Source organism: Erythrobacter sp. KY5 (assembly GCF_003264115.1).
GTDB lineage: Bacteria > Pseudomonadota > Alphaproteobacteria > Sphingomonadales > Sphingomonadaceae > Erythrobacter.
The window spans coordinates 1,576,048-1,595,125 of record NZ_CP021912.1; the positions used below are offsets into that span (position 1 = coordinate 1,576,048).

General features: G+C 62.4%; 15 protein-coding genes and 1 pseudogene. 5 read left to right on the top strand and 11 right to left on the bottom strand.

Translation table 11 applies throughout. The annotated features are described in order from the left end of the window. Nucleotides 1-27: 27 nt before the first annotated feature. The gene (locus CD351_RS15935; protein ID WP_234027274.1) at nt 28-1,245 is read right to left on the bottom strand and encodes an RcnB family protein; all 1,218 of its coding nucleotides are present in this window, start codon (nt 1,243-1,245) and stop codon (nt 28-30) included. Nucleotides 1,246-1,369: 124 nt separating this feature from the next. Here CD351_RS15935 and CD351_RS07450 point away from each other — a divergent pair, with 124 nt between their 5' ends. After that, entirely contained in the window at nt 1,370-2,014 is a 645-nt protein-coding gene (locus CD351_RS07450) for a pyridoxamine 5'-phosphate oxidase family protein (RefSeq protein WP_234027275.1), read from the top strand. 5 nt (nt 2,015-2,019) lie between these two features. On the opposite strand, the gene CD351_RS07455 is transcribed toward CD351_RS07450, so the two are convergent. Together CD351_RS07455 and CD351_RS07460 are read right to left on the bottom strand one after the other, a co-directional pair. Then, a complete protein-coding gene (locus CD351_RS07455) occupies nt 2,020-2,703 on the bottom strand; it encodes a diguanylate cyclase domain-containing protein (RefSeq protein ID WP_111992006.1) in 684 nt (227 codons plus the stop codon). Nucleotides 2,704-3,003: 300 nt separating this feature from the next. Then, nucleotides 3,004-3,501: a hypothetical protein gene (locus tag CD351_RS07460; protein ID WP_111992007.1), complete on the bottom strand. Its 498-nt coding sequence runs from the start codon at nt 3,499-3,501 to the stop codon at nt 3,004-3,006. Nucleotides 3,502-3,641: 140 nt separating this feature from the next. Here CD351_RS07460 and CD351_RS07465 point away from each other — a divergent pair. Next, nucleotides 3,642-3,941, top strand: a pseudogene (locus CD351_RS07465) (GIY-YIG nuclease family protein). Between the two features lie 107 nt (nt 3,942-4,048). On the opposite strand, the gene CD351_RS07470 reads toward CD351_RS07465, so the two are convergent. Together CD351_RS07470 and ettA are read right to left on the bottom strand one after the other, a co-directional pair. Further along, nucleotides 4,049-4,519, bottom strand: coding sequence for a DUF4375 domain-containing protein (locus tag CD351_RS07470; protein ID WP_111992008.1), 471 nt, complete (start codon nt 4,517-4,519; stop codon nt 4,049-4,051). A gap of 66 nt (nt 4,520-4,585) precedes the next feature. Then, on the bottom strand, nt 4,586-6,259 hold the full coding sequence (gene ettA / locus CD351_RS07475) for an energy-dependent translational throttle protein EttA (RefSeq protein WP_111992009.1): 1,674 nt from the start codon (nt 6,257-6,259) through the stop codon (nt 4,586-4,588). Between the two features lie 204 nt (nt 6,260-6,463). On the opposite strand from ettA, the gene CD351_RS07480 reads away from it, so the two are divergent. The 3 genes from CD351_RS07480 to CD351_RS07490 all read left to right on the top strand — a co-directional run bounded on the left by CD351_RS07480 (nt 6,464) and on the right by CD351_RS07490 (nt 10,593). Further along, a complete protein-coding gene (locus CD351_RS07480) occupies nt 6,464-7,687 on the top strand; it encodes a GGDEF domain-containing protein (RefSeq protein ID WP_111992010.1) in 1,224 nt (407 codons plus the stop codon). A gap of 137 nt (nt 7,688-7,824) precedes the next feature. Continuing rightward, nucleotides 7,825-9,084 carry a GGDEF domain-containing protein gene (locus tag CD351_RS07485; protein ID WP_234027276.1) on the top strand — a complete coding sequence of 420 codons (1,260 nt, stop codon included), beginning with the start codon at nt 7,825-7,827 and terminating at the stop codon, nt 9,082-9,084. A gap of 48 nt (nt 9,085-9,132) precedes the next feature. Next, nucleotides 9,133-10,593, top strand: a complete 1,461-nt coding sequence (locus CD351_RS07490; protein WP_111992012.1) for a M28 family peptidase — start codon at nt 9,133-9,135, stop codon at nt 10,591-10,593. A 3-nt stretch (nt 10,594-10,596) separates the two neighbouring features. Here the strand turns inward: CD351_RS07490 and CD351_RS07495 are convergent, their stop codons facing one another. From CD351_RS07495 to CD351_RS07520, 6 genes are all read right to left on the bottom strand, one after another. Further along, nucleotides 10,597-11,766 (bottom strand): DUF1501 domain-containing protein, encoded by a 1,170-nt coding sequence (locus CD351_RS07495; RefSeq protein ID WP_174214255.1) that lies wholly within the window; start codon nt 11,764-11,766, stop codon nt 10,597-10,599. A 7-nt stretch (nt 11,767-11,773) separates the two neighbouring features. Continuing rightward, on the bottom strand, nt 11,774-13,213 hold the full coding sequence (locus CD351_RS07500; protein ID WP_111992013.1) for a DUF1800 family protein: 1,440 nt from the start codon (nt 13,211-13,213) through the stop codon (nt 11,774-11,776). Between the two features lie 88 nt (nt 13,214-13,301). Beyond that, the gene (locus tag CD351_RS07505; protein ID WP_111992014.1) at nt 13,302-13,928 is read right to left on the bottom strand and encodes an isochorismatase family protein; all 627 of its coding nucleotides are present in this window, start codon (nt 13,926-13,928) and stop codon (nt 13,302-13,304) included. Nucleotide 13,929: 1 nt separating this feature from the next. After that, a complete protein-coding gene (locus tag CD351_RS07510; protein ID WP_369880810.1) occupies nt 13,930-15,147 on the bottom strand; it encodes a CaiB/BaiF CoA transferase family protein in 1,218 nt (405 codons plus the stop codon). Then, nucleotides 15,111-17,006 (bottom strand): hydantoinase B/oxoprolinase family protein, encoded by a 1,896-nt coding sequence (locus CD351_RS07515; RefSeq protein ID WP_111992016.1) that lies wholly within the window; start codon nt 17,004-17,006, stop codon nt 15,111-15,113. Before CD351_RS07515 ends, CD351_RS07510 begins: the two co-directional genes overlap by 37 nt. A 3-nt stretch (nt 17,007-17,009) precedes the next feature. Then, complete coding sequence (locus tag CD351_RS07520) at nt 17,010-19,067, bottom strand: hydantoinase/oxoprolinase family protein (protein ID WP_111992017.1); 2,058 nt, start codon at nt 19,065-19,067, stop codon at nt 17,010-17,012. Nucleotides 19,068-19,078 lie beyond the last annotated feature (11 nt).

Below are 19,078 nucleotides of genomic sequence, written 5' to 3' on the forward strand. Positions count from 1 at the left end.
GTGCAAGTTTGGTTGAATTGCCGGGTCTTACCAGAAGAAGTCGTGGATCACGTCGACCACTTCTCCGGTGTAGATATCGACCAGCACAACGTCATCGTAATAGCGGACCCAGCGATAGGGGCCGTAGACGTCCGGCAGGCGATAGCGCCACGGATCGTTGATGTAGTAGCGCGAGCCGAAGAAGCCTGCATCGAGGAAGAACCCGATGTTCAGCCGGTTGTAGAAGTGCCCGCGGAACGGTGCGTGATACCGGCCCAGACGGTAGATTCCGCGATTGGCGAAGCGGTGCTGACGCCAGCGGAAACGGCGGTCGTTGCGCCATGCGTTGCGGTTCCAGCGGCGGAAGTCGCGGCGGCGTTCTGCACGCCGTTCGAAACGCCGACCATCCCTTACGCCATCGCGATATCCATCGTGGCGGAACCTGCGAGCATCACGCCTGTCGAAGCGACGATCAAAGCGGTCACCCCGACGGTCACGCCGGTCATAGCGGTCGCCGCGACGATCGCGCCGGTCGAAGCGGTCATCGCGACGATCTGCGCGACGATCTGCGCGCCGGTCAGCGCGGCCGTCGAACTGGCCGCCACGGCCATTGCGGATCCGATCTCCGCGACGATCGCTGCGCCGGTCTATCCGGTCAGCCTGGCGGTCTCCGCGACGTTCGATCCTGTCGGCCCGCCGGTCGCCGCCGCGTTCGATCCGGTTGGCACGGCGATCACCGCGCTGCTCGATCCGGTCGGCACGCCGCTCGCTGCGACGGTCAACACGTTCGGCTGCCCGCTCGTTACCGCGGCGCTGGAAGCGCTGGGCCTCGCGGTCACCGCGCCGTTCGACCCGGTTTGCACGCTGCTCGGAGCGACGGTCCACGCGATCAGCGCGGCGTTCGGAGCGGTTGTCAACGCGGTTAGCGCGGCGTTCTGAACGGCGGTCAACTTGCTGTGCGCGGCGCTCGCCACGGCGTTCGACACGTTGTGCACGCTGGCGCTCGACTGGCCGCGCATCGGGTTCAGCAGAACGCGCACCGCGGCGTTCGAAACCGCGATCCTGACGCTGGGCACGGCGTTCGCCGCGTGCCTGGCGTCGTTCGCTACGTCGCTCTGCGCGCCTGTCCTGACGCGATTGCTCAGCCGAGGACGATGCCTCCGCCGAACCGGTTGCCGCCTGAGCGGTCTCGGGCGGTGCGACCAATGCCAACGCCAAGGCGAGGGCGGAGAGCGCACTACCCTTTAGAAACAGGGTAAGATCCATGAAATGCCTCCAGTGTTGCCGCCCACCACCTACGGCCATTGATACGCTTCGATTTGAAGTGATGTGGGCGGTCTAGGCCCCGGTCGCTGACTTCTACCTTAACCGCACGTTTAGGGCTGTGTTCATGTTGGGCGCACCTTTTCTGAATGGCTTGACCGGACCAGCCAATGCTCCGATGGCACGGCTCATGTTCGATGATCTCGACGAAGTGCGAAGCGATCTGGCACGGCGCCTCACCCGCGCTGCGAAGGACCGCCGATCGCCGATGCATGTGCCCGCAGTCGTAACCAGCGATGTCGATGCGCGCACCATGGTCCTGCGAGCGTTTGACCCGCAGGAATGGACCCTGCGCTTCCACACCGACACCCGCGCGCCCAAGGTCGATGCGATCAAGGCCGATCCGCGCATGGCGGTGCTGTTCTACGACAAGGGCGCCAAGATCCAGATCCGCGTTCGCGGCACAGGCGAGGTGCTGGAGCAGGATGCACTTACCGACGCGGCATGGGCGAACAGCGCCAATTTCGCGCGCCGCTGTTACCTGGGCGATGGGCCGGGAGCGGTGAGCGATGCGCCCACATCGGGTCTTCCGACACAGTTCGAAGGGGTCGAGCCGACCGAAGAGGAAGTGGCACCGGGACGCCCCAACTTTGCAGTGCTTCGCATCACGCTTGATGCGCTCGACTGGTTCTACCTTGCCCATACCGGCCATGTTCGCGCGCAGTTCGTGCGCAATGGAGAGGATTGGGAAGGGCGCTGGGTATCGCCCTAGGTCGCTCAGGCAGCCTTGGTGTCCTTGGCCGGTGAGGGCTCGGGAGCGGGCAGCAGCATGATCTCCTCCCATTCGCCCGCCGTGATCACGCGGTCCTCGCCCGCCGCCTGAGCCGCAGCGAGCGCGACTTCGGCGCGGTTGCGCGCCTCCTCCTCGCTTTCGCCCGGCTGCCTCGCAGCGACCCCGAAACTTGCGCTCACCCGCATGTTCGGACCCATGCCCGGCATAGGCATCTGTGCAAGCGTATCGAGCAGCCGGCGTGCAATCGCCCCCGCTTCGGTTTCGCTCACATCGGCGGTGTGAATCTCGAGCGTTTCTGTGTTGCTGACCGGATCGCTCACGGTTTTCACAACGTCGCCGTTGCGAACACCGGCGCGCATCACCTGCGCCACTTGCGCGATAGCCGCTGCCCGGGTTTCCTGCCCCCACAACTGACCCACCTGCGGCAGGTGATCGACCCGCGCGCGCAGCACCGCACCAGAGCGGCCCGCAAAGCTGCGGCGTTCGACGACCTTGTCCATTTCCTCGCCAAGACTGTCTTTGGTGAAGAGCCCTTCGAGCGAGTTTGACGAGGGCCGGGTGCGCGCTCGAAACCGCTGGATTACAAGCACCAACAGGGCGCCCGCGACAACTCCCGTTGCCAGCGTGAGCGCCGGATTGGCTGATAATACGAGCGCGACCTCTTGCATCGATGCTGCCTCTGTTTGCCTCGATTGAAGCAACTTGTGCCCGACCCTTGGTTAAGGCCGGGTAAAGCGGCGGGGCGCTGTCGCTTTTGACTTGGGATGTTACACGCAAGGGGGTGGTTTGGAAAAACGCGCCATCCGTAAAAATGCCATGTCCTGAGAGGTTTAGAGCGAAATCCGCTGTAGGACGTGTGACTTTCCAGTTTTGGGCGGCAAGCGGGAATGGCCGCGAGGGAGAAGGTGAGGGCGCCTCAAACATCACCCGACGCTATCACCTGCATTCGGAGTAGGAAAACGCCTGCGTCAGACGTCGTCGCCCGGAGTGATCTTGGACATCACGCGCTGCAAGGTGCGGTAGATCATCACCACGGTCGCTGCGATCAGCGCGACCATCAGGACGCTGCCTGCAAACAGCACGTCATAGAGAATAGTGTACCACCTGTTGGGAAGCTCTTCGAATTCGCCGATCGGCAGGACGAACGCGAGCAGCACGACAAGGCTCATCATCAGGGCAGAGGTGGCGAGCTTTGCCACGAGATCGACATTGTGAAACGCCTCTCTGTCAAACTCCTTCTCCATTCGGTTGATCATGCCGATCAGCGTCAGCATCAGTGCCAGCACCGTTGCCGAAGCGGTCGCGATGGCCGAGCCCAGATAAAGCCCCGCCCGGCTCAGCGCCTCGAGCAATTGCCTTGCCTCGGCAGCCGAATAGACATCGCCAATGGCAATCCGCGCGCCGTATCCGACGAGGCAGATGAAAACAAACGCGGCCAGCGGCCAGATGCGGTTCCTGTTGATCATCGATTCCCTCTCATTCGTTAGTTGCAACAAACGAAAGGGTCAGGGCGTTCCGGATTGGGGTCGCCGCAGTGTGCGCGCCGACACCGAGCAACGTCGCCCCGGGCTTGACCCGGGGTCCCGCTTTCCTTCAACCCACTGAAATGGATCGCGAAACGCAGGGCGGCTGGGTCTACATCATGTCGGACCGCTATCGCGGCACGATGTACGTCGGCGTGACGGCTGATCTGGCAGCGCGCGTGACGCAGCACCGTCTAGGAGCGGGTTCGGACTTCTCTGCACGGTATGGTTAGAAGCAACTGGTCTGGGCCGAACGGTTCGACACCATCGAAAATGCGATAAGGTTCGAAAAACGCCTCAAACGTTGGCGGCGCGAATGGAAATTCGAGTTGGTGGAGAAGGCCAATCCCGATTGGGACGACCTGTTCGCGCAACTGATCTGAGTCCCTTGTGTCATCCCGGTACCCGAGCCGGGATCCCGCGTACTTCTGAATCCGCGCCAATTCATAAGAAGCGGGACCCCGGATCAAGTCCGGGGTGACGGAATCGCTTAGCCTTGAGCCGCGTATCGATCAGCAAACGGAACGAATTTTGGAAGCTTCCGGAAGAATTGTTCGGTATCTGCCAGTTCGTAGAAACGATCATCGAAGTCTCCAAAGTCGAAGTCTTCATCAAGAGTCTCGAGTCGGTCCCTTCGCGCGTCAGTGGTGTCGCAAGGGTAGGGCGAACCTAGGACCGCCATCGCGTCCTCGATAAGGCTGGCCACTTCCGACATCCCGATTGCTCCGAATCCCCTAACCGCTTCGGGCGCAGACGTTCCAGTCGAGTTGAAAAAGTACTGTCCGAAGCCGCCATTGTGGACCTCGGCGTGAAGGCAATGGACGGCGAACAGATTCACGGCTTTATCGGGAATCTTCTCGATCGACTTCAACCAAGCCGCTCGTCCATCATAGAAGTTGAAGTCGTCCCAGTATGGCTCGAATACCTTTGGGTACTCACGCGGCGCGTTGAAGATTCCCATCACTTGGTCCCTGTAGTTTGGGAGCAAATAACACCGAAAAATTAATGCTTTGTGCTAGCGGAACGATCACCGAGTCAGCTTCTTATAAGCCAACCGCGTAGGCCGATCCGCCGCATCGCCCAGACGACGCCGCTTGTCTTCTTCATACGCCTCGAAGTTGCCCTCAAACCACTCGACGTGTGAGTTGCCCTCGAACGCCAGGATGTGCGTCGCGAGGCGGTCGAGGAAGAAGCGGTCGTGCGAGATGACCACGGCGCAGCCGGCGAAGTTCTCGATCGCGTCTTCAAGCGCGCCCAAGGTCTCGACGTCGAGGTCGTTGGTCGGTTCGTCCAGCAGGAGGACGTTGCCGCCCTGCTTGAGCATCTTGGCCATGTGGACGCGGTTGCGTTCGCCGCCTGACAGTTTGCCGACATTCTTCTGCTGGTCCGCGCCCTTGAAATTGAACGCGCCGACATAGGCTCTGGTCGACGTGTCGTGGCCGTTGACCTGCATGTAATCGAGCCCGTCGGAAATCTCTTCCCAGACGTTGTTCTTCGGATTGAGGTCATCGCGCGACTGGTCGACATAGCCGAGATGAACGGTCTCGCCGATCTCGATTGAGCCGCTGTCGGGGGTTTCCTGCCCTGTAATCATGCGGAACAGCGTGGACTTGCCCGCGCCGTTGGGGCCGATCACGCCGACAATGCCGCCGGGAGGCAGCATGAAGGAGAGGTTTTCGAAAAGCAGCTTGTCGCCATAGGCTTTCGAGATGTTCTTGGCCTCGATCACCTTGCCGCCGAGGCGCTCTGGCACCTGAATGACGATCTGCGCCTTGCCGGGAGCACGGCCCGCCTGCGCTTCCTGAAGCTCTTCGAATTTGCGGATACGCGCTTTCGACTTTGTCTGGCGCGCGGCAGGCGTCTGCCTGATCCATTCCAGTTCGCGGCTGAGCGCTTTCTGCTTTCCGGATTCCTCGCGGCTTTCCTGTTCGAGGCGCTTTGCCTTCTTTTCCAGATAGGTCGAGTAGTTGCCTTCGTAAGGGTAGTAGGTCCCGCGATCGAGTTCGAGGATCCATTCCACCACATTGTCGAGGAAGTAGCGATCGTGGGTGATCATCAGCACCGCGCCCGCATACTCTTTCAGATGGTTTTCGAGCCATTCGACGGATTCTGCATCGAGGTGGTTGGTCGGCTCGTCCAGCAGCAGGATCGAGGGCTTCTGGATCAAGAGGCGGGTGAGCGCGACGCGGCGCTTTTCACCGCCAGAGAGGTTTTCGACCGAGGCGTCCGACGGCGGGCAGCGCAGAGCCTCCATCGCGATCTCAAGCTGGTTGTCGAGCGTCCAGCCATCGACCGCGTCGATCTTGGTCTGAAGTTCGGCCATTTCGTCGCCCAGCGCGTCGAAATCGGCATCGGGTTCGGCCATTTGCGCGGACACGGCGTTGAAACGCTCGACCAGTTCGGCGGTCTCGCGCGCGCCATCACGCACGTTTTCGAGCACGGTTTTCGAAGGGTCGAGTTCCGGCTCCTGCGGGAGATAGCCGACGGTGATGTTCTCACCTGCCCATGCTTCGCCGGAAAAATCGGTGTCGATCCCGGCCATGATCTTCATCAGGGTCGACTTGCCCGCGCCGTTGGGTCCGACGATGCCGATCTTCGCGCCCTGATAGAACTGAAGATTGATGTTCGAGAGAACCGGCTTGTTGGCACCGGGGAAGCTCTTGGTCATGCCTTTCATGACAAAGGCGTATTGCGCGGCCATGGGGGTCGTTCCTTCTTGAAACTGGCGTAAAACGTGTCTGGGTGTGCTGAATTTGACTGCGCAGATAGGCGCGCAAGAGCGGCGGGGCAAGCGCTCCGGGTGACAGGGCTGAATTCGATTAGGTTTTCGCACCTAGGATGGCCTTGAGCGTTTCTGATCCATGAAAGCGCCATACCCTGACGCAAACGTCAAGATCGCGAGCTCATGGACTATACCGAATACGTCATCCCACTTTTCGCATTCATTTTCGCGGTTGCTTTTACCGCGCTGTGGCTGCGCGACACCTCGCGCATTCACGTGCTTGGCCTGACCGTGACCTATGCAGCGATGGGAGCGTCCTGGATAATCGATCTGCTGTTCTACAACCATTATGGGCCGACCGTTGACGTCATTTCACACCTGCTTTCGGCGATCAGCATCAGCGCATTGGGATGGGCCATGTGCAGGCGTGCGGGCGGAGAGTTTCCGGTCACCGCGATTGCGCTGGTCTTCGCGATCTCCACGCCGCTGATCTATATCGCTTCGGCGCACGACAACATCGAAGCGATCGTCGCGGTCGCAAGCACCACCACCAGTTTTCTCTTCATCATCGGCGCTGTGGCATGGTGGGCGACCAAACCGCGACATTTCGCCGAACTTGGCATGCTGGGCCTGATGGCAGTGCTGGTGGCGATCGGGTTCGTCAATCCGGTTTACCGCCAGCTGACGATCGACAATCCGGCTCTGACTTCGGTCGGGTCGGTCTATCTGACGGTCAATCTGGTTTCGATGGCGGTCATTCCCGTTATCATGGCAATCTGCGCCTTCGGGCTTCTCATGATGGACGAATGGCTGCGGCTCAAGAACCTTGCGCGGCTTGATCCCCTGTCGAACCTTCTGGCACGAAGCGCGTTCGAGGCCGAGGTTGCCGACATGCTGGCAAGGGGGAGAAAGGATGGCGTGCCGGTCTCTTTGATCGTTGCAGATATCGACCACTTCAAATCGGTCAACGACACGCACGGCCATTCGGTCGGTGACGAAGTGATCGCCTATTTCGGAGCGACCATCGCACACAAGATCCGCACATCGGACGCTGCAGGGCGTGTCGGAGGAGAAGAATTCTGCGTCGCGGTCTGGAATTGCCGCGATGAAGCCGCAGCGGGGCTTGCCGAAAGAATTCGCCAATCGTTCCAGAACGCCTCCGCCCCGCGCAAGGAAGGCCTGCCGAACTGCACGGCAAGCTTCGGTGTAGCCGAGGCGTGCGACAATGAACCCTATCCATCCTTGTTCGAGCGCGCAGATGCCGCTCTCTACAGAGCCAAGAACACGGGCCGCAACCGCGTGGCCATGGCCTCGCGCGGGCCCGATCCGATGACCTTCGACGTTGGCGAAGCGGAGGATGTATCGCTGGATCGCTCGCGCGTCGTGCCCCTGCGCAAGTTCAAATAAGCACGTAAGCCCGAGTTAGGGCGTGGCGGGCCAAATAGGCCCATTGACTGGATTTTCTGCCCAGAAGCAGGGTTCCCCCTAAAGGGCCTCTTAACCTTATTGGCCTATCCGATTTCTCACGTGGAACGGACGGCACGATGCAAACGCAAATTCTGGGACTTCTAACACCGATGATGGCGCTGTTTTTCGCAGCGACATTTGCCGTGTTCTGGAAAGCGGGGCGCATGAAGCGTCACGTCCTTGGCTTTGCAATCGGCTACCTTTTCTTTGCAGTCGGCTTTCTCGCCACGCATTTCCTTCCGCCCAACGCCTTTTACACCTTCCACCTGACGCAGTTTTTCTACTCCGTCGGTTGCGGGATATTTGTGGTTTCGACCTGCGAGCGGGTGGGGCAGCGCCCTCATTTGCCGGTTTTGCTCGGCATTTACATCTTCAGCGCCGTGGTTCTGGCCATATCGGTCAATGTCACGAATGATGTCGGACCGCGCCTGATACTCTTGAATATCGGGTATGGCGCGATGTTCCTCGTGAACCTCGTCGCATTGCTTTCGGCACAGCGCAGCGACTGGATAGACAAGGCAATCATCGCGGTCACAGCGCTCCAGATCGCCGATTTCTTCATTCGTCCCACACTGACCATGATGTTCGAACAGAGCATCCCGTCAGAGGAATATCGCGGTACGGTCTATTACTCGCTCATCGGGCTTGTTCTGGGGGTAAAGACGATCGCCGGGGCCATGGTCCTGCTGGGAGCGACGATTGTCGAATGGACCAATTCCCTGCGCGAAAGCAGCGACAAGGATGCCCTGACAGGCCTCAACAACCGCGCCGCTTTCGAAGAAGTGATGGGCCGCAGCATCGCGCGCGCTCACACTCAGGAAGTGCCTTTCAGCCTTGTCGTCGCCGATATCGACCACTTCAAGCAGGTGAACGACATCTGGGGCCACCAGGCGGGCGACAGCGCAATTTCTGGCTTTGGCAAGCTGATCCAGGAAATGATCCGTGGCTGCGATACGGCTGGCAGGATCGGGGGCGAGGAATTCTGCATCGCGGTGTGGAACTGCCCCAACGAACCGGCAGAGCGTCTTGCCGACCGCATCCGGACGGCGTTCGGACGGCTCGAACATGACGGGCTGAACGACGATATCCGACTGACCGCAAGTTTCGGTGTCGCAACCGTCCGCGAAGGCGAATCCTACGAACGCCTGTTCGCACGCGCCGACGCAGCGCTTTACCGCGCGAAATCGGGCGGTCGCAACAGGGTGGAGAACGCCGAGCACGAGGTCGAAAGCGCCACGCCAAACCGGGTATCGGCTGCCCCGAGCACGCAACACGGCGAGGCGCAGGCACCGGTCAAGGAGCCGGAACTCGTCGAACTCAAGCGGGCAGGGGGATAAGGTCAGCCTTCTGGACAGGCACGCGCGTCGCGACTAGCGATTGTGTCCATGAAAACAGCACTCCTTTCGGCCACCGCCGCTGCCGCATTTTTCCTGACCTCTCCCGCTCTTGCTGAGGCTCATCAGGACACGGGCTCAACACCATCGCTTGAACAGGTCGCCGATATGGCGCTCGAAAGCGACACCTATGCGTGGGACTTCGTCGAGGGGATCACCACCGAAGTAGGGCCGCGACAGGCCGGGACCGAAGCCGAAGCGCGCGGTCGCAAATGGGCGATGGACTGGATGGTGAAGCACGGTTTTGCCAACGTCGCCGACGAACCTTTCGAGATGGAAACATGGGTTCCCGGCGACATTCATCGTGCCGAAATCACCAGCCCCTTTCCGCAGCCACTGGTGATCCAGCCTCTGGGCGGCAGCGCTTCGACCGGACCAGACGGCATCACCGCCGAAGTCGTGATGTTCGAAAACGCCGCCGCGCTGGCCGCTGCTCCGATGGGCAGCCTTGAAGGCAAGATTGCCTACATCAGCCACGCCATGACCCCGACCCAGGACGGCTCGCAATATGGCTTCGCCGGGCCCGCTCGCTGGGTCGGCGCGCAGCTTGCCAAGGAACGCGGCGCGGTTGCCACGGTGATCAAGTCGGTCGGCACCGATTACCACCGCAACCCGCATACTGGCGGGACGACCTTCCGCACGGTGGAAGGCGGTGCGGACGTGGGGCGGCCTGTGCCAACCCCGGCGGGCGCGCTGACGCTGCCCGATGCTGCCAACCTTGAACGCATGTTCGAGCGCGCCGATGGCCGAGCGATCATGATGAAGCTGACGCTGACTCCGGAAAACCTTGGCACCACGCTAAGCGGGAATGTCGTGGGCGAGATCGTGGGCCGCAATCCCTCGCTGCCCCCGGTGCTGGTCGCGTGTCATATCGACAGCTGGTGGAATGCGCCCGGAGCCTTTGACGATGGCGTGGGCTGCGGGATCGTCGCTGCCGCCGCGCTGAATGTCGCGAAGAGCGGTCAGCCGCTGCGCACCATTCGCGTGCTGATGGCGGGCGCAGAGGAAGTCGGCCTATTCGGCTCCAGCGCCTATTCCGAAGCGCACATCGATGAAAAGATCGGCGTTGGGCTCGAAAGCGATTTCGGCGCGGACCGGATCTGGCGCTTTGAGAGCAATTTCCGTGAGACGAATGAAGATTTGCACAATCGGCTGGCCGCTTCGGTCGCGCGGTTCGGGGTTGCGAATTCGACCATCGTTGCGCGCGGCGGGGCGGATATCAACATCTCGCGCGATCAGGGCGGGGCGATTATCGACCTGCAGCAGGACGGAACACGCTATTTCGACCTGCACCACACGCCTGACGACACGCTCGACAAGATCGACCCGGTGCAACTGCGCCAGAATGTCGCGGTGTGGACGCAGGTCGTGGGCATCCTTGCGAATGAAGCGCGCTCGATCCAGACTGGCGGCGTCATGCCGAGCGCCCCTGCGATCATGGACGCAGAGTAAACGTCAGACTTCAATCAGGCCGCCGGTCGGAACGGCGCTTCTGCCCGGGAAAAGCTGCGCCATGGCGCGCGCCGGGTCGAGCCGCAGATGGTCGGCCAGAGCGCCCGCGAGCACGCTTTCCAGCGCGATGGTGGGCCGCAGGTCGCGGCCTTCGTGAAGCTGTCTGGTCGCAAGTCCCGGCCAGTCGGCGAGCACGCGCCCGCCCTTGACCGCGCCGCCCATCAGGATCGCCGCGCCTCCCGTGCCATGGTCCGTCCCGCCGGTCCCGTTGAAGCTGGCAGTGCGCCCGAACTCGGTCGCGACGACGATCAGGGTGTCATTCCAGTTGCCCCCGACACCCGTGCGGTAAGCACCCAGCAGCGCATCGAGCTGGCGCGCGGCGCGTGCGAAGGCTCCCCGCTGATTGGCGTGGGTATCCCATCCGCCAAGCTCGATCATGGCGATCTGTGCCGCACTATCGCCGCTCATCAAGGAGGCGGCGAGCTCGCCTGCCGCACGGGCATCGCGCAGGTTGCGCATGGTGCTGTCGCCAGCCATGGCCTGTGTCTCCAGCGCACGCTCCCACAAGGCGCCAAGCTGCGGATCGCCCTCGTAGAGCAGGCCCACGCGCTCCAGAAACGCATCGCTCGCCTGCGGCAGCGCGCTTGGCGCATAGCTAGATGCGGGCGCATCGCCGCGCAGGGCAAGCGGCATGGTGGGCGCGATGGCGAGGGCACGGGGCGCCTCGGCGCCGCCGTCCGCTGCGATCATTCCGACAAGCCGGTTGAGCCACCCGTCACGCGCTGCGTAGGGCGATGCTCCGCCGGTTTCGAGCATGTTCTGCCCGTCGAAATGCGAGCGCTCGCGGTATGCGGTCGCGGCGGCATGCACGAACAGGGCATTGCCCGATGCGTAAGCCGCGCCGATGCTCTCCAATGCCGGGTGGATGGCGAACATGCCATCCGCGCGGGCCGCGCCTTCGTATTCGCCGAGGCTCGCCTCGCGCAGGGCCGCAAACCCCGGATCGCCGATCGGAGCGGCCATGGCCATTCCGTCAGCCGCCCCGCGCAGCAACACGAACAGCAGCTTTTTGGAACCAGTCCCTTGCGCAAACGCCATTCTGGGAAGTGTGAGGCCGGCGGAAAGCGCCAGCGATCCGGCGATCATCGTGCGGCGGTTCAGGTTCATCGTCATGGCTTTTCTACCTCCGCATCATTTCGGGTGAGACCAGCAGCAGTCCAAGCGCCTGCTGCCCGCTTTCCGCGCGGGCAAGCCACGTGCGTGTGTGATCGGATAGCGCGCCGGGAAAGGCCCGCTCGGCGTGTTCGAGAACCGCATCGCTGCGCACATCGCGGGCGAGCCGTTCGGCCAATTCGACGCGGCGGAACAACGCATCGGGCCCGGCCCAGCTGCCTTCAAGATCGTCATAACCCGCGGGCGAGGGCGCGCGCCAGGGAAGCTGCCCCAACTGATCGAGCGCGCCCGTTATCCGTCGAAAATCGAGCTCATCCACGCCCGTCAGGCGAAGGCTCGCGACGAGCCACTCATATGGCTGGCGGTATTTGACCGGTCTGGCGACCCAGCTTTCCGGCGCATTGACGAGGGTGCGCGTAAGGCTGGCGAGGTCGCCGCCGGTGGTGAGGAAATCCTCTTCAAGCCGCGCAACAAGGCTCGTAGGCGGTTCGTCGCCAGCAAAGTGCCGCGCGAGTTTCGTTGCGATGAAACGCGCGGTCGAAGGATGGCGCGCAAGATCGTCCAGCACTGCCAGCGCCTGATCCGATCCGGTGTCGCGGTACGTCTGGCCCATGATCTGCCGCGATCCGGGTTCGTGCGCAGGGGCGACGAAGGCGGAACCGTTGGGCTTCTCCTCGGCAAACCTTTCGATCCGGCCAATCCCCGAGAGCGTCCACCCGGTCAGCGCCTTGGCGAACTCGGTTACGTCGACCTGCGAATATCCACCATCGACGCCCAGCGTGTGCAGCTCGAATATCTCGCGCGCGAGGTTTTCGTTCAGCCCCTGCGGCCCACCGTCAGCGCCCTGCGACCTGCGCCTGCGAGACTGCATAAAGCGCGAGCCCGGTCCCACAGACTGGAACTGATCGAGATAGAGCAGCATGGCCGGGTGCAGCACGGCCGCTTTCAGCATGTCGGAAAAGCGCCCGAAGACATGCGGGCGGATCGCGTGGAATTCATGCGCGCCGACCTGATAGTGTGTACCGGGCTTTTGCGCGCTGACGCTGAAATGGTTGGACCAGAAATGGACCAACCGCTCGGCAAAGGGCGTGTCGCTCGCGATCGCGACATTGGTGCGCAGCCCGATATCGGTGCGCAGGAACCGGCCCGCGTTCATATAGGACTGGCGCACCTCGGTCGGGATCGCCCCGTCCTCCATCGACATACCTGTCATCGCTGTCTCGCCGCCGCTGCGCTGACGCTCGCGCCGCAAGCGCCGCAGCATTTGCAGAACCTCGCCCGGCTTGTCCGACACATCCTCGCGCGCGGCAATCGCGGCGGGTGTGGGTTCGAAACGCTCCATCTGGCGCAGCAGATAGCGCCGCGCATCATCAGGCGGACTGTCACCGGGGCGAATGCCGTAGCCGAAGCGATTGAGAGCAATGTGCGCGGAAATGTCGGTGCTCATCTCTTCCCTTTCCTCGGGAAGCGAAGGTGCCTTAGAGCCGCGCCCGTGTCACGTCGCCGCTCGTCGCAAATTGTCGCAAGGCGGGCCGTCAGTCGCCGGGCAATTCGCCGCTGTCGAGCATTTGGGGCACTTGGCTCGCGCGCACGATCTCGGAATATTTCGCGCCCAGATCGCGCAGGTTCGATCCGTGCAGTTCCTCGTCGCGGTCCGCGCACGCGTCGGAGATCGCGATCGGCACAAAGCCATGTTGCAGCGCATCCAACGCGCTCGCCCTGACGCAGCCGGAAGTCGAGAAACCGCCGATATAGAGCGTGTCGACGCCGTGATCGTGCAGCCAATCGTCAAGCGCTGTGCCGAAGAAAGCGGACGGGTACTGCTTGAAGAAAACCGGCTCCTCTCCGTGAGGGATCAGCTGTTCGGGGAACGAGCCGGCTGTCGTGTCGCCGACGAAAATCTCAAGCGCGGGGACCTTGCGGAAGAAGTGCCCGCCATCGCCGCCGCCTTCGGAATAGCGAACCCCGGTCCAGATAACGGGCAAGTGGCGCTTGCGAAATTCGTCAGCCAGTTGCGCCATGTGCGAGATAGCCGCGCTTCCGCTTTCAAGGAACAGCGGGAAGGCGGGCTCGACATAGGCGCGCACCGGATCGACCAGCAGGAGCGCCGGGGACTTGCCGGGGGTGAGCTTCCCCGCGAAGGCACCGTCCCAGTCGGTCATCTCAGATTGCCGCGCTTTGACTGAGCTGCGCCATCTCGTCCGCCCCCATGCCAAGCAGTTCTGCGAACACCTCCACATTGTGCTGGCCCGGTGTCGAAGGGGCAGGGCGGCGCACACCCGATGGCGTGGCGGAAAGCTTGGGGAAGGCGTTCTGCATCTTGAGGGGGCCGTGCTTCTCGGTCTCCACCTCGATGATCGCCTCGCGCGCCTGAAAATGCGGGTCGGCGATCATATCGGGCGCGCGGTAGACGCGGCCTGCGGGGATCGAATGCTCGATCATCGCGGCTTCGACTTCGTCCACGGTCAAGGTGCTGGTCCACATATTGACCAGCGTATCAAGGTCAGTCTGGTTCCTGCCGCGTGCGATGTGGGTCGCATAGCGTTCATCGGTGGCAAGGTCCGGCTGCCCCATCGCCTGCGCCAGCCGCGCAAAAATCTCGTCCTTGTTCGCGCCGATCATGAAATGCCCGTCCTTGCACTGATAGACGTTGGACGGGGCAATGCCCGGCAGGATCGAACCCGAACGTTCGCGAATGAAGCCGCCCAGATCGTATTCGGGCACCAGCCCCTCCATCACCTGCAGCACCGCTTCGTACAAAGCGGTGTCGACCACCTGACCCTGACCCGTTTTCTCGCGGTGATGCAAGGCGGCAAGGACACCCATCGTGCCGTATGTGGCGCAGAGCGTGTCGCCGATAGAGATGCCCATGCGCGCAGGCGGACGGTCCGGGTCGCCGACGATATAGCGCCAGCCGCCCATCGCCTCGCCAATTCCGCCGAAACCGGCGCGGTTCGAATAGGGGCCGTCCTGACCGTATCCCGACATGCGCGCGATGATAAGACCGGGGTTCTCTTCGAGCAGGCTTTGAGGCGACAGGCCCCATTTTTCGAGGGTTCCGGGCTTGAAGTTCTCGACCAGCACATCGGCCTTGGCGATCAGCTTGCGGGCGAGTGCCTGGCCTTCGGGAATGCGCAGATTGCAGGTGACCGATCGCTTGTTACGCGCGATCACTTCCCACTGGACCTTCTCCTCACCCTGACCCCACAGGCGCATCGGGTCGCCTTTGCCCGGCGGCTCAAGCTTGATCACATCAGCGCCCATGTCGCCGAGCAACTGACCGCAGAAGGGACCGGCGAGAAGCTGCCCCATCTCGATCACGCGAATGTCGCCTAGCGCGCCCATTACTCCGCCGCCTCGCGCATTTCGGAAGTGTGCCATTCGGGCTGTTTGGGCGGTTCGAGGCCGGTTTCCTCAAGACAGTTTTCGCGCAAGGCTTCGATACCGGGCCCGTAATCGAACAGGGGCAGCTCGCCGCGCTCGGACTTGATCTGGTTGCGCAGAGCCTCGGTTGCGCCGGTGTCGATCACGCCCGATCCGTCGGCGACGACGCCGTAATTCCTGGCGCCTTCGGGCGTGACGAGGCCCTGCCGGATTTCGAGACCGACCAGTTCGGGATCGCGCTCAAGCGGATCGCCCCAGCCGCCGCCGCCCCAGGTGATGAAGTGGAGCAGATCGCCTTCCTTCACCTCGACATCTTCAATCTTGTTGCCGACGATTTCTGTTGTGCCATCAGCGCGTTCGAGCACTTTCTTCGCGCGCATTCCGGGATGTCCGCCATTCACGCCCCAAGGCGGCACGAACCAGCGGTCGTCATGGATCGCGATATTGCCGTCTGCGAGGAAGCGGTAGGTGAGGTGGATGCCGTTCCCGCCGCGATGCAGGCCTGCGCCGCCGCTATCGGGCTCGGTCGAGTAGCGCTCGATCCGCAAGGGGAAATACCGCTCCAGAAACTCGTTTGGCACATTGGTGAAGCCCGGCCACAGCGAATGCCCGTCCGGCCCATCGCCCAGCGGCCTGCCCGGAATCCCGCCGAAGCCGATCTGGAACAGCTGGAACCATTCGCGCTCTCTCCCCCCACGTTCATCCCAGCCGGAATAGAACAGGTGAGGGGAGGAACTGAAGCCCGCCGCGTTGAGGAATTCGGGCGTCTTCTGGCCCAATAGTCCCCCAAGAATGTCGAAGATCCGACCAAGGGCGTGCGTGCGACCCGACAGGGCTGCCGGGAACTTGGGTTTGAGGAGCGAGCCTTCGGGGATGCGCACTTCGATAAGGTCGTAGAACCCATCGTTGAACATGATCTGCGGGTCGAAGACCATGATCATGTAGATCCCGAAGAACATCTTGAACATGTTCTCGTTGAGGTAGAAATTGATCGAGGCGGCGGACTGCGGATCGGTCCCGTCGAAATCGAGAATGACCTTGTCGCCCTCGCGCCGCATCGTGCATTTGATCCTGTAAGGGCCGAAGCCCTTGCCGTCGTCGCAGATGTAATCCTCGAAGCTCACGGGCTCCTCGGCGACCGCCATGCCGATCAGTGCTTTCATCGCGCGGTGGTTGCGGTCGAGCAGTTCCTGTGTCGCCGAATAGTAGACATCGTCGCCAAAGCGGCCTGCCATTTCGATCACGCGGTTGGCGGCGACGCGGCAGCTTGCGATGAGGGCGTTGAGGTCGGCCTGGCACCAGTCGGGCTTGCGGGTCTGGTGCATGACGAGCTTCATCAGGTCGTCATTATATTCGCCCTTGCGCCAGATCTTGACCGGCGGAATGCGCACGCCTTCCTCGAAGATGGAGGACGCGCCGATCGGCATGGAGCCGGGGACCATCCCGCCGATATCCGACTGGTGGCCGAACATCGCGGTGTAGGCGATAAGGCGTCCATCCTTGAACACGGGCAGCAGGATCAACCAGTCGTTGGAGTGGCTGATCGCGCCTTCGCAGGAATAGGGATCGGAGAGGAAGATCATGTCGCCATCTTCAAGGCTACCGTCGAACCCGCGCAGAAAGCCGTCGATGAAGCTGCCGAACTGGCCGACAATCATCTTTCCCGAAGGGTCGGCGATCAGCGGGAAGCTGTCGCCCTGTTCGCGGATGCCGGGGCTCATCGCGGTGCGCACCAGCGTCGCATCCATCTCGATCCGCGCGTTCCGAAGCGCGTTTTCAATGATGTCGAGCGTGACCGGGTCGATATCGACGCGCTCGAACGGCTTGTCGTTGGTCTCGATAATTGTCGCGGGCATGGCTCAGCCCTCCTGATCGGGGTTGATGAGGATGTTGCCGACCGCGTCGATCTTGGCGGTGCAGCCGCTTTCGACGAGGGTGGTCGAATCCATCTCGGTTATGATGGCGGGGCCGGGGATGCGGTCGCCCTGTCTCAGTTTCGCGCGGTCGTAGATGACTGCCGCCTGCTCGCGTCCGTCCATCCAGACAGTGTGGTCGCGGATCTTCGCCGCCGACGGGTCGCCGTCGCCTTTGTCGAGTTCGTTGGCTGGAAGGGCTGGGGCCTCTCCCAATGCAACGGCACGAAGGTTCACGATCTCGTGCGGCGTCTCCATGTTGAATGTGAAGAGCCTCAGGTGCTCATCGTCGAACCGGGCAAGCAGCCCAGCGATCCCGTCCGCGTCCAGCACCGCCTTGTTGATGGTGAGCGGCACTTCGAAGGCCTGGCCTGCGTAACGCACATCGACTTCGAACTGGGTGGTGATCTGTTCTTCGGGCACGCCATCGGCGAGCAATTCACCGCGCGTCTGCTTGGCCATTTCGTCGAGCACTGCGACGAGGTCGGCGACCGATGTGTCGCGTGCAAGCCGCGAAAAACTGCGCGCCGTCTCTGTCCGCATCTGAGTCGTCGCATCGCCCAGAGCGCACAGCACGCCGGGGGAAACGGGAGAAATAGCAGGCCAGCTTCCCATAAGCTTCGCGACCGCATTCACGTGGAGCGGGCCAGCCCCTCCGAAGCCCATCAACGCAAATTCGCGCGGGTCATAGCCCTGCTGGACGCTGATCATGCGCAGCGCGCCGAACATGTTCTCGTTCACAATGTCGATAATCCCGCGCGCCGCTTCCATCAGGCTTACGCCCAGCGCATCGGCGATGGTCTGCACCGCGGCCTTCGCGCCTTCGCGGTCAAGCTTGAAGCTGCCGCCGAGCAGGTCTTCGGGTAGATAGCCGAGCACGACATTCGCATCGGTGACGGTGGGAAGCTCGCCGCCCTTGTTGTAGGCGACCGGGCCGGGCACCGCGCCCGCGCTTTCAGGGCCGACGCGCAGCGCGCCGGTGAGTTCGGGTACGTGAGCGATAGAACCGCCACCTGCGCCCACGGTCTTCACGTCGAGCGCCGATGCACGCACCGACAGATGCCCGACTTCGGTCGTGCGCACGCGGCGGGCCTCGAGCCCTTCGATCAGCGCAACGTCGGTCGAAGTCCCTCCCACGTCGAGCGTGAGGATGTTCTCAAGCCCCGCATTCTGAGCCACCCACTTCGCGCCTGTAACTCCGCCAGCAGGGCCGGACATGAGGATGTTGACCGGGTGCTCTTCAGCCTTGTGGCTCGACATAAGGCCGCCATCGGAACGCAGCAGCGACAGCCGCCCCTCGACGCCTTCATCCTCCAGCTTGGTCCGCAGGTTCGAGACATATTTGCTCACAACCGGACGCACCGCCGCGTTGGCGACGGTGGAGAGCGTGCGCTCATATTCCTGCATTTCGGGCAGCACTTCGTGGCTTAGCGATACGGGGATATCGGGCAGCTCCTCGGCTGCGATTTCGCCGATGCGCTTTTCATGCGCGCCGTTCGCGTAGGCGTTGATCAGGCTGACGGTCAGCGCCTCGATCCCCTGATCCTTGAGCTTTCGAAGGGCGGTGCGCACCGCGTCTTCGTCAAGCGGGCGTACTTCTGCGCCGTCTGCTCCCATGCGTCCCGGCACTTCGACCGTATCTTCCAGATGCGCGAGCGGCTGCTGCTTGGGCCAGACGATCCACGCGGCAAGCCCGCCGGGCACGAAACTGCGCGCGATCTGCATGATGTCGCGGTACCCTTCGGTGGTGACGAGGCCGACCTTCGCGCCTTTCCCTTCCAGCACGGCGTTGGTCGCAACGGTCGTGCCGTGGAGGAAATAGCTGATTTCGCTCGCGGCAACGCCCGCTTCTTCGGTAATCGCCTTCACCCCGTTGAGGATGCCTTCGGAGCTGTCATGCGGGGTCGAAGGGGTCTTGTGCCGCCAGAAACGGCCATTGGCCTCATCAAACAGCAGGAGGTCGGTGAACGTGCCGCCGACATCAACGCCCAATCTGTAAGTCATATTTTCTCCGT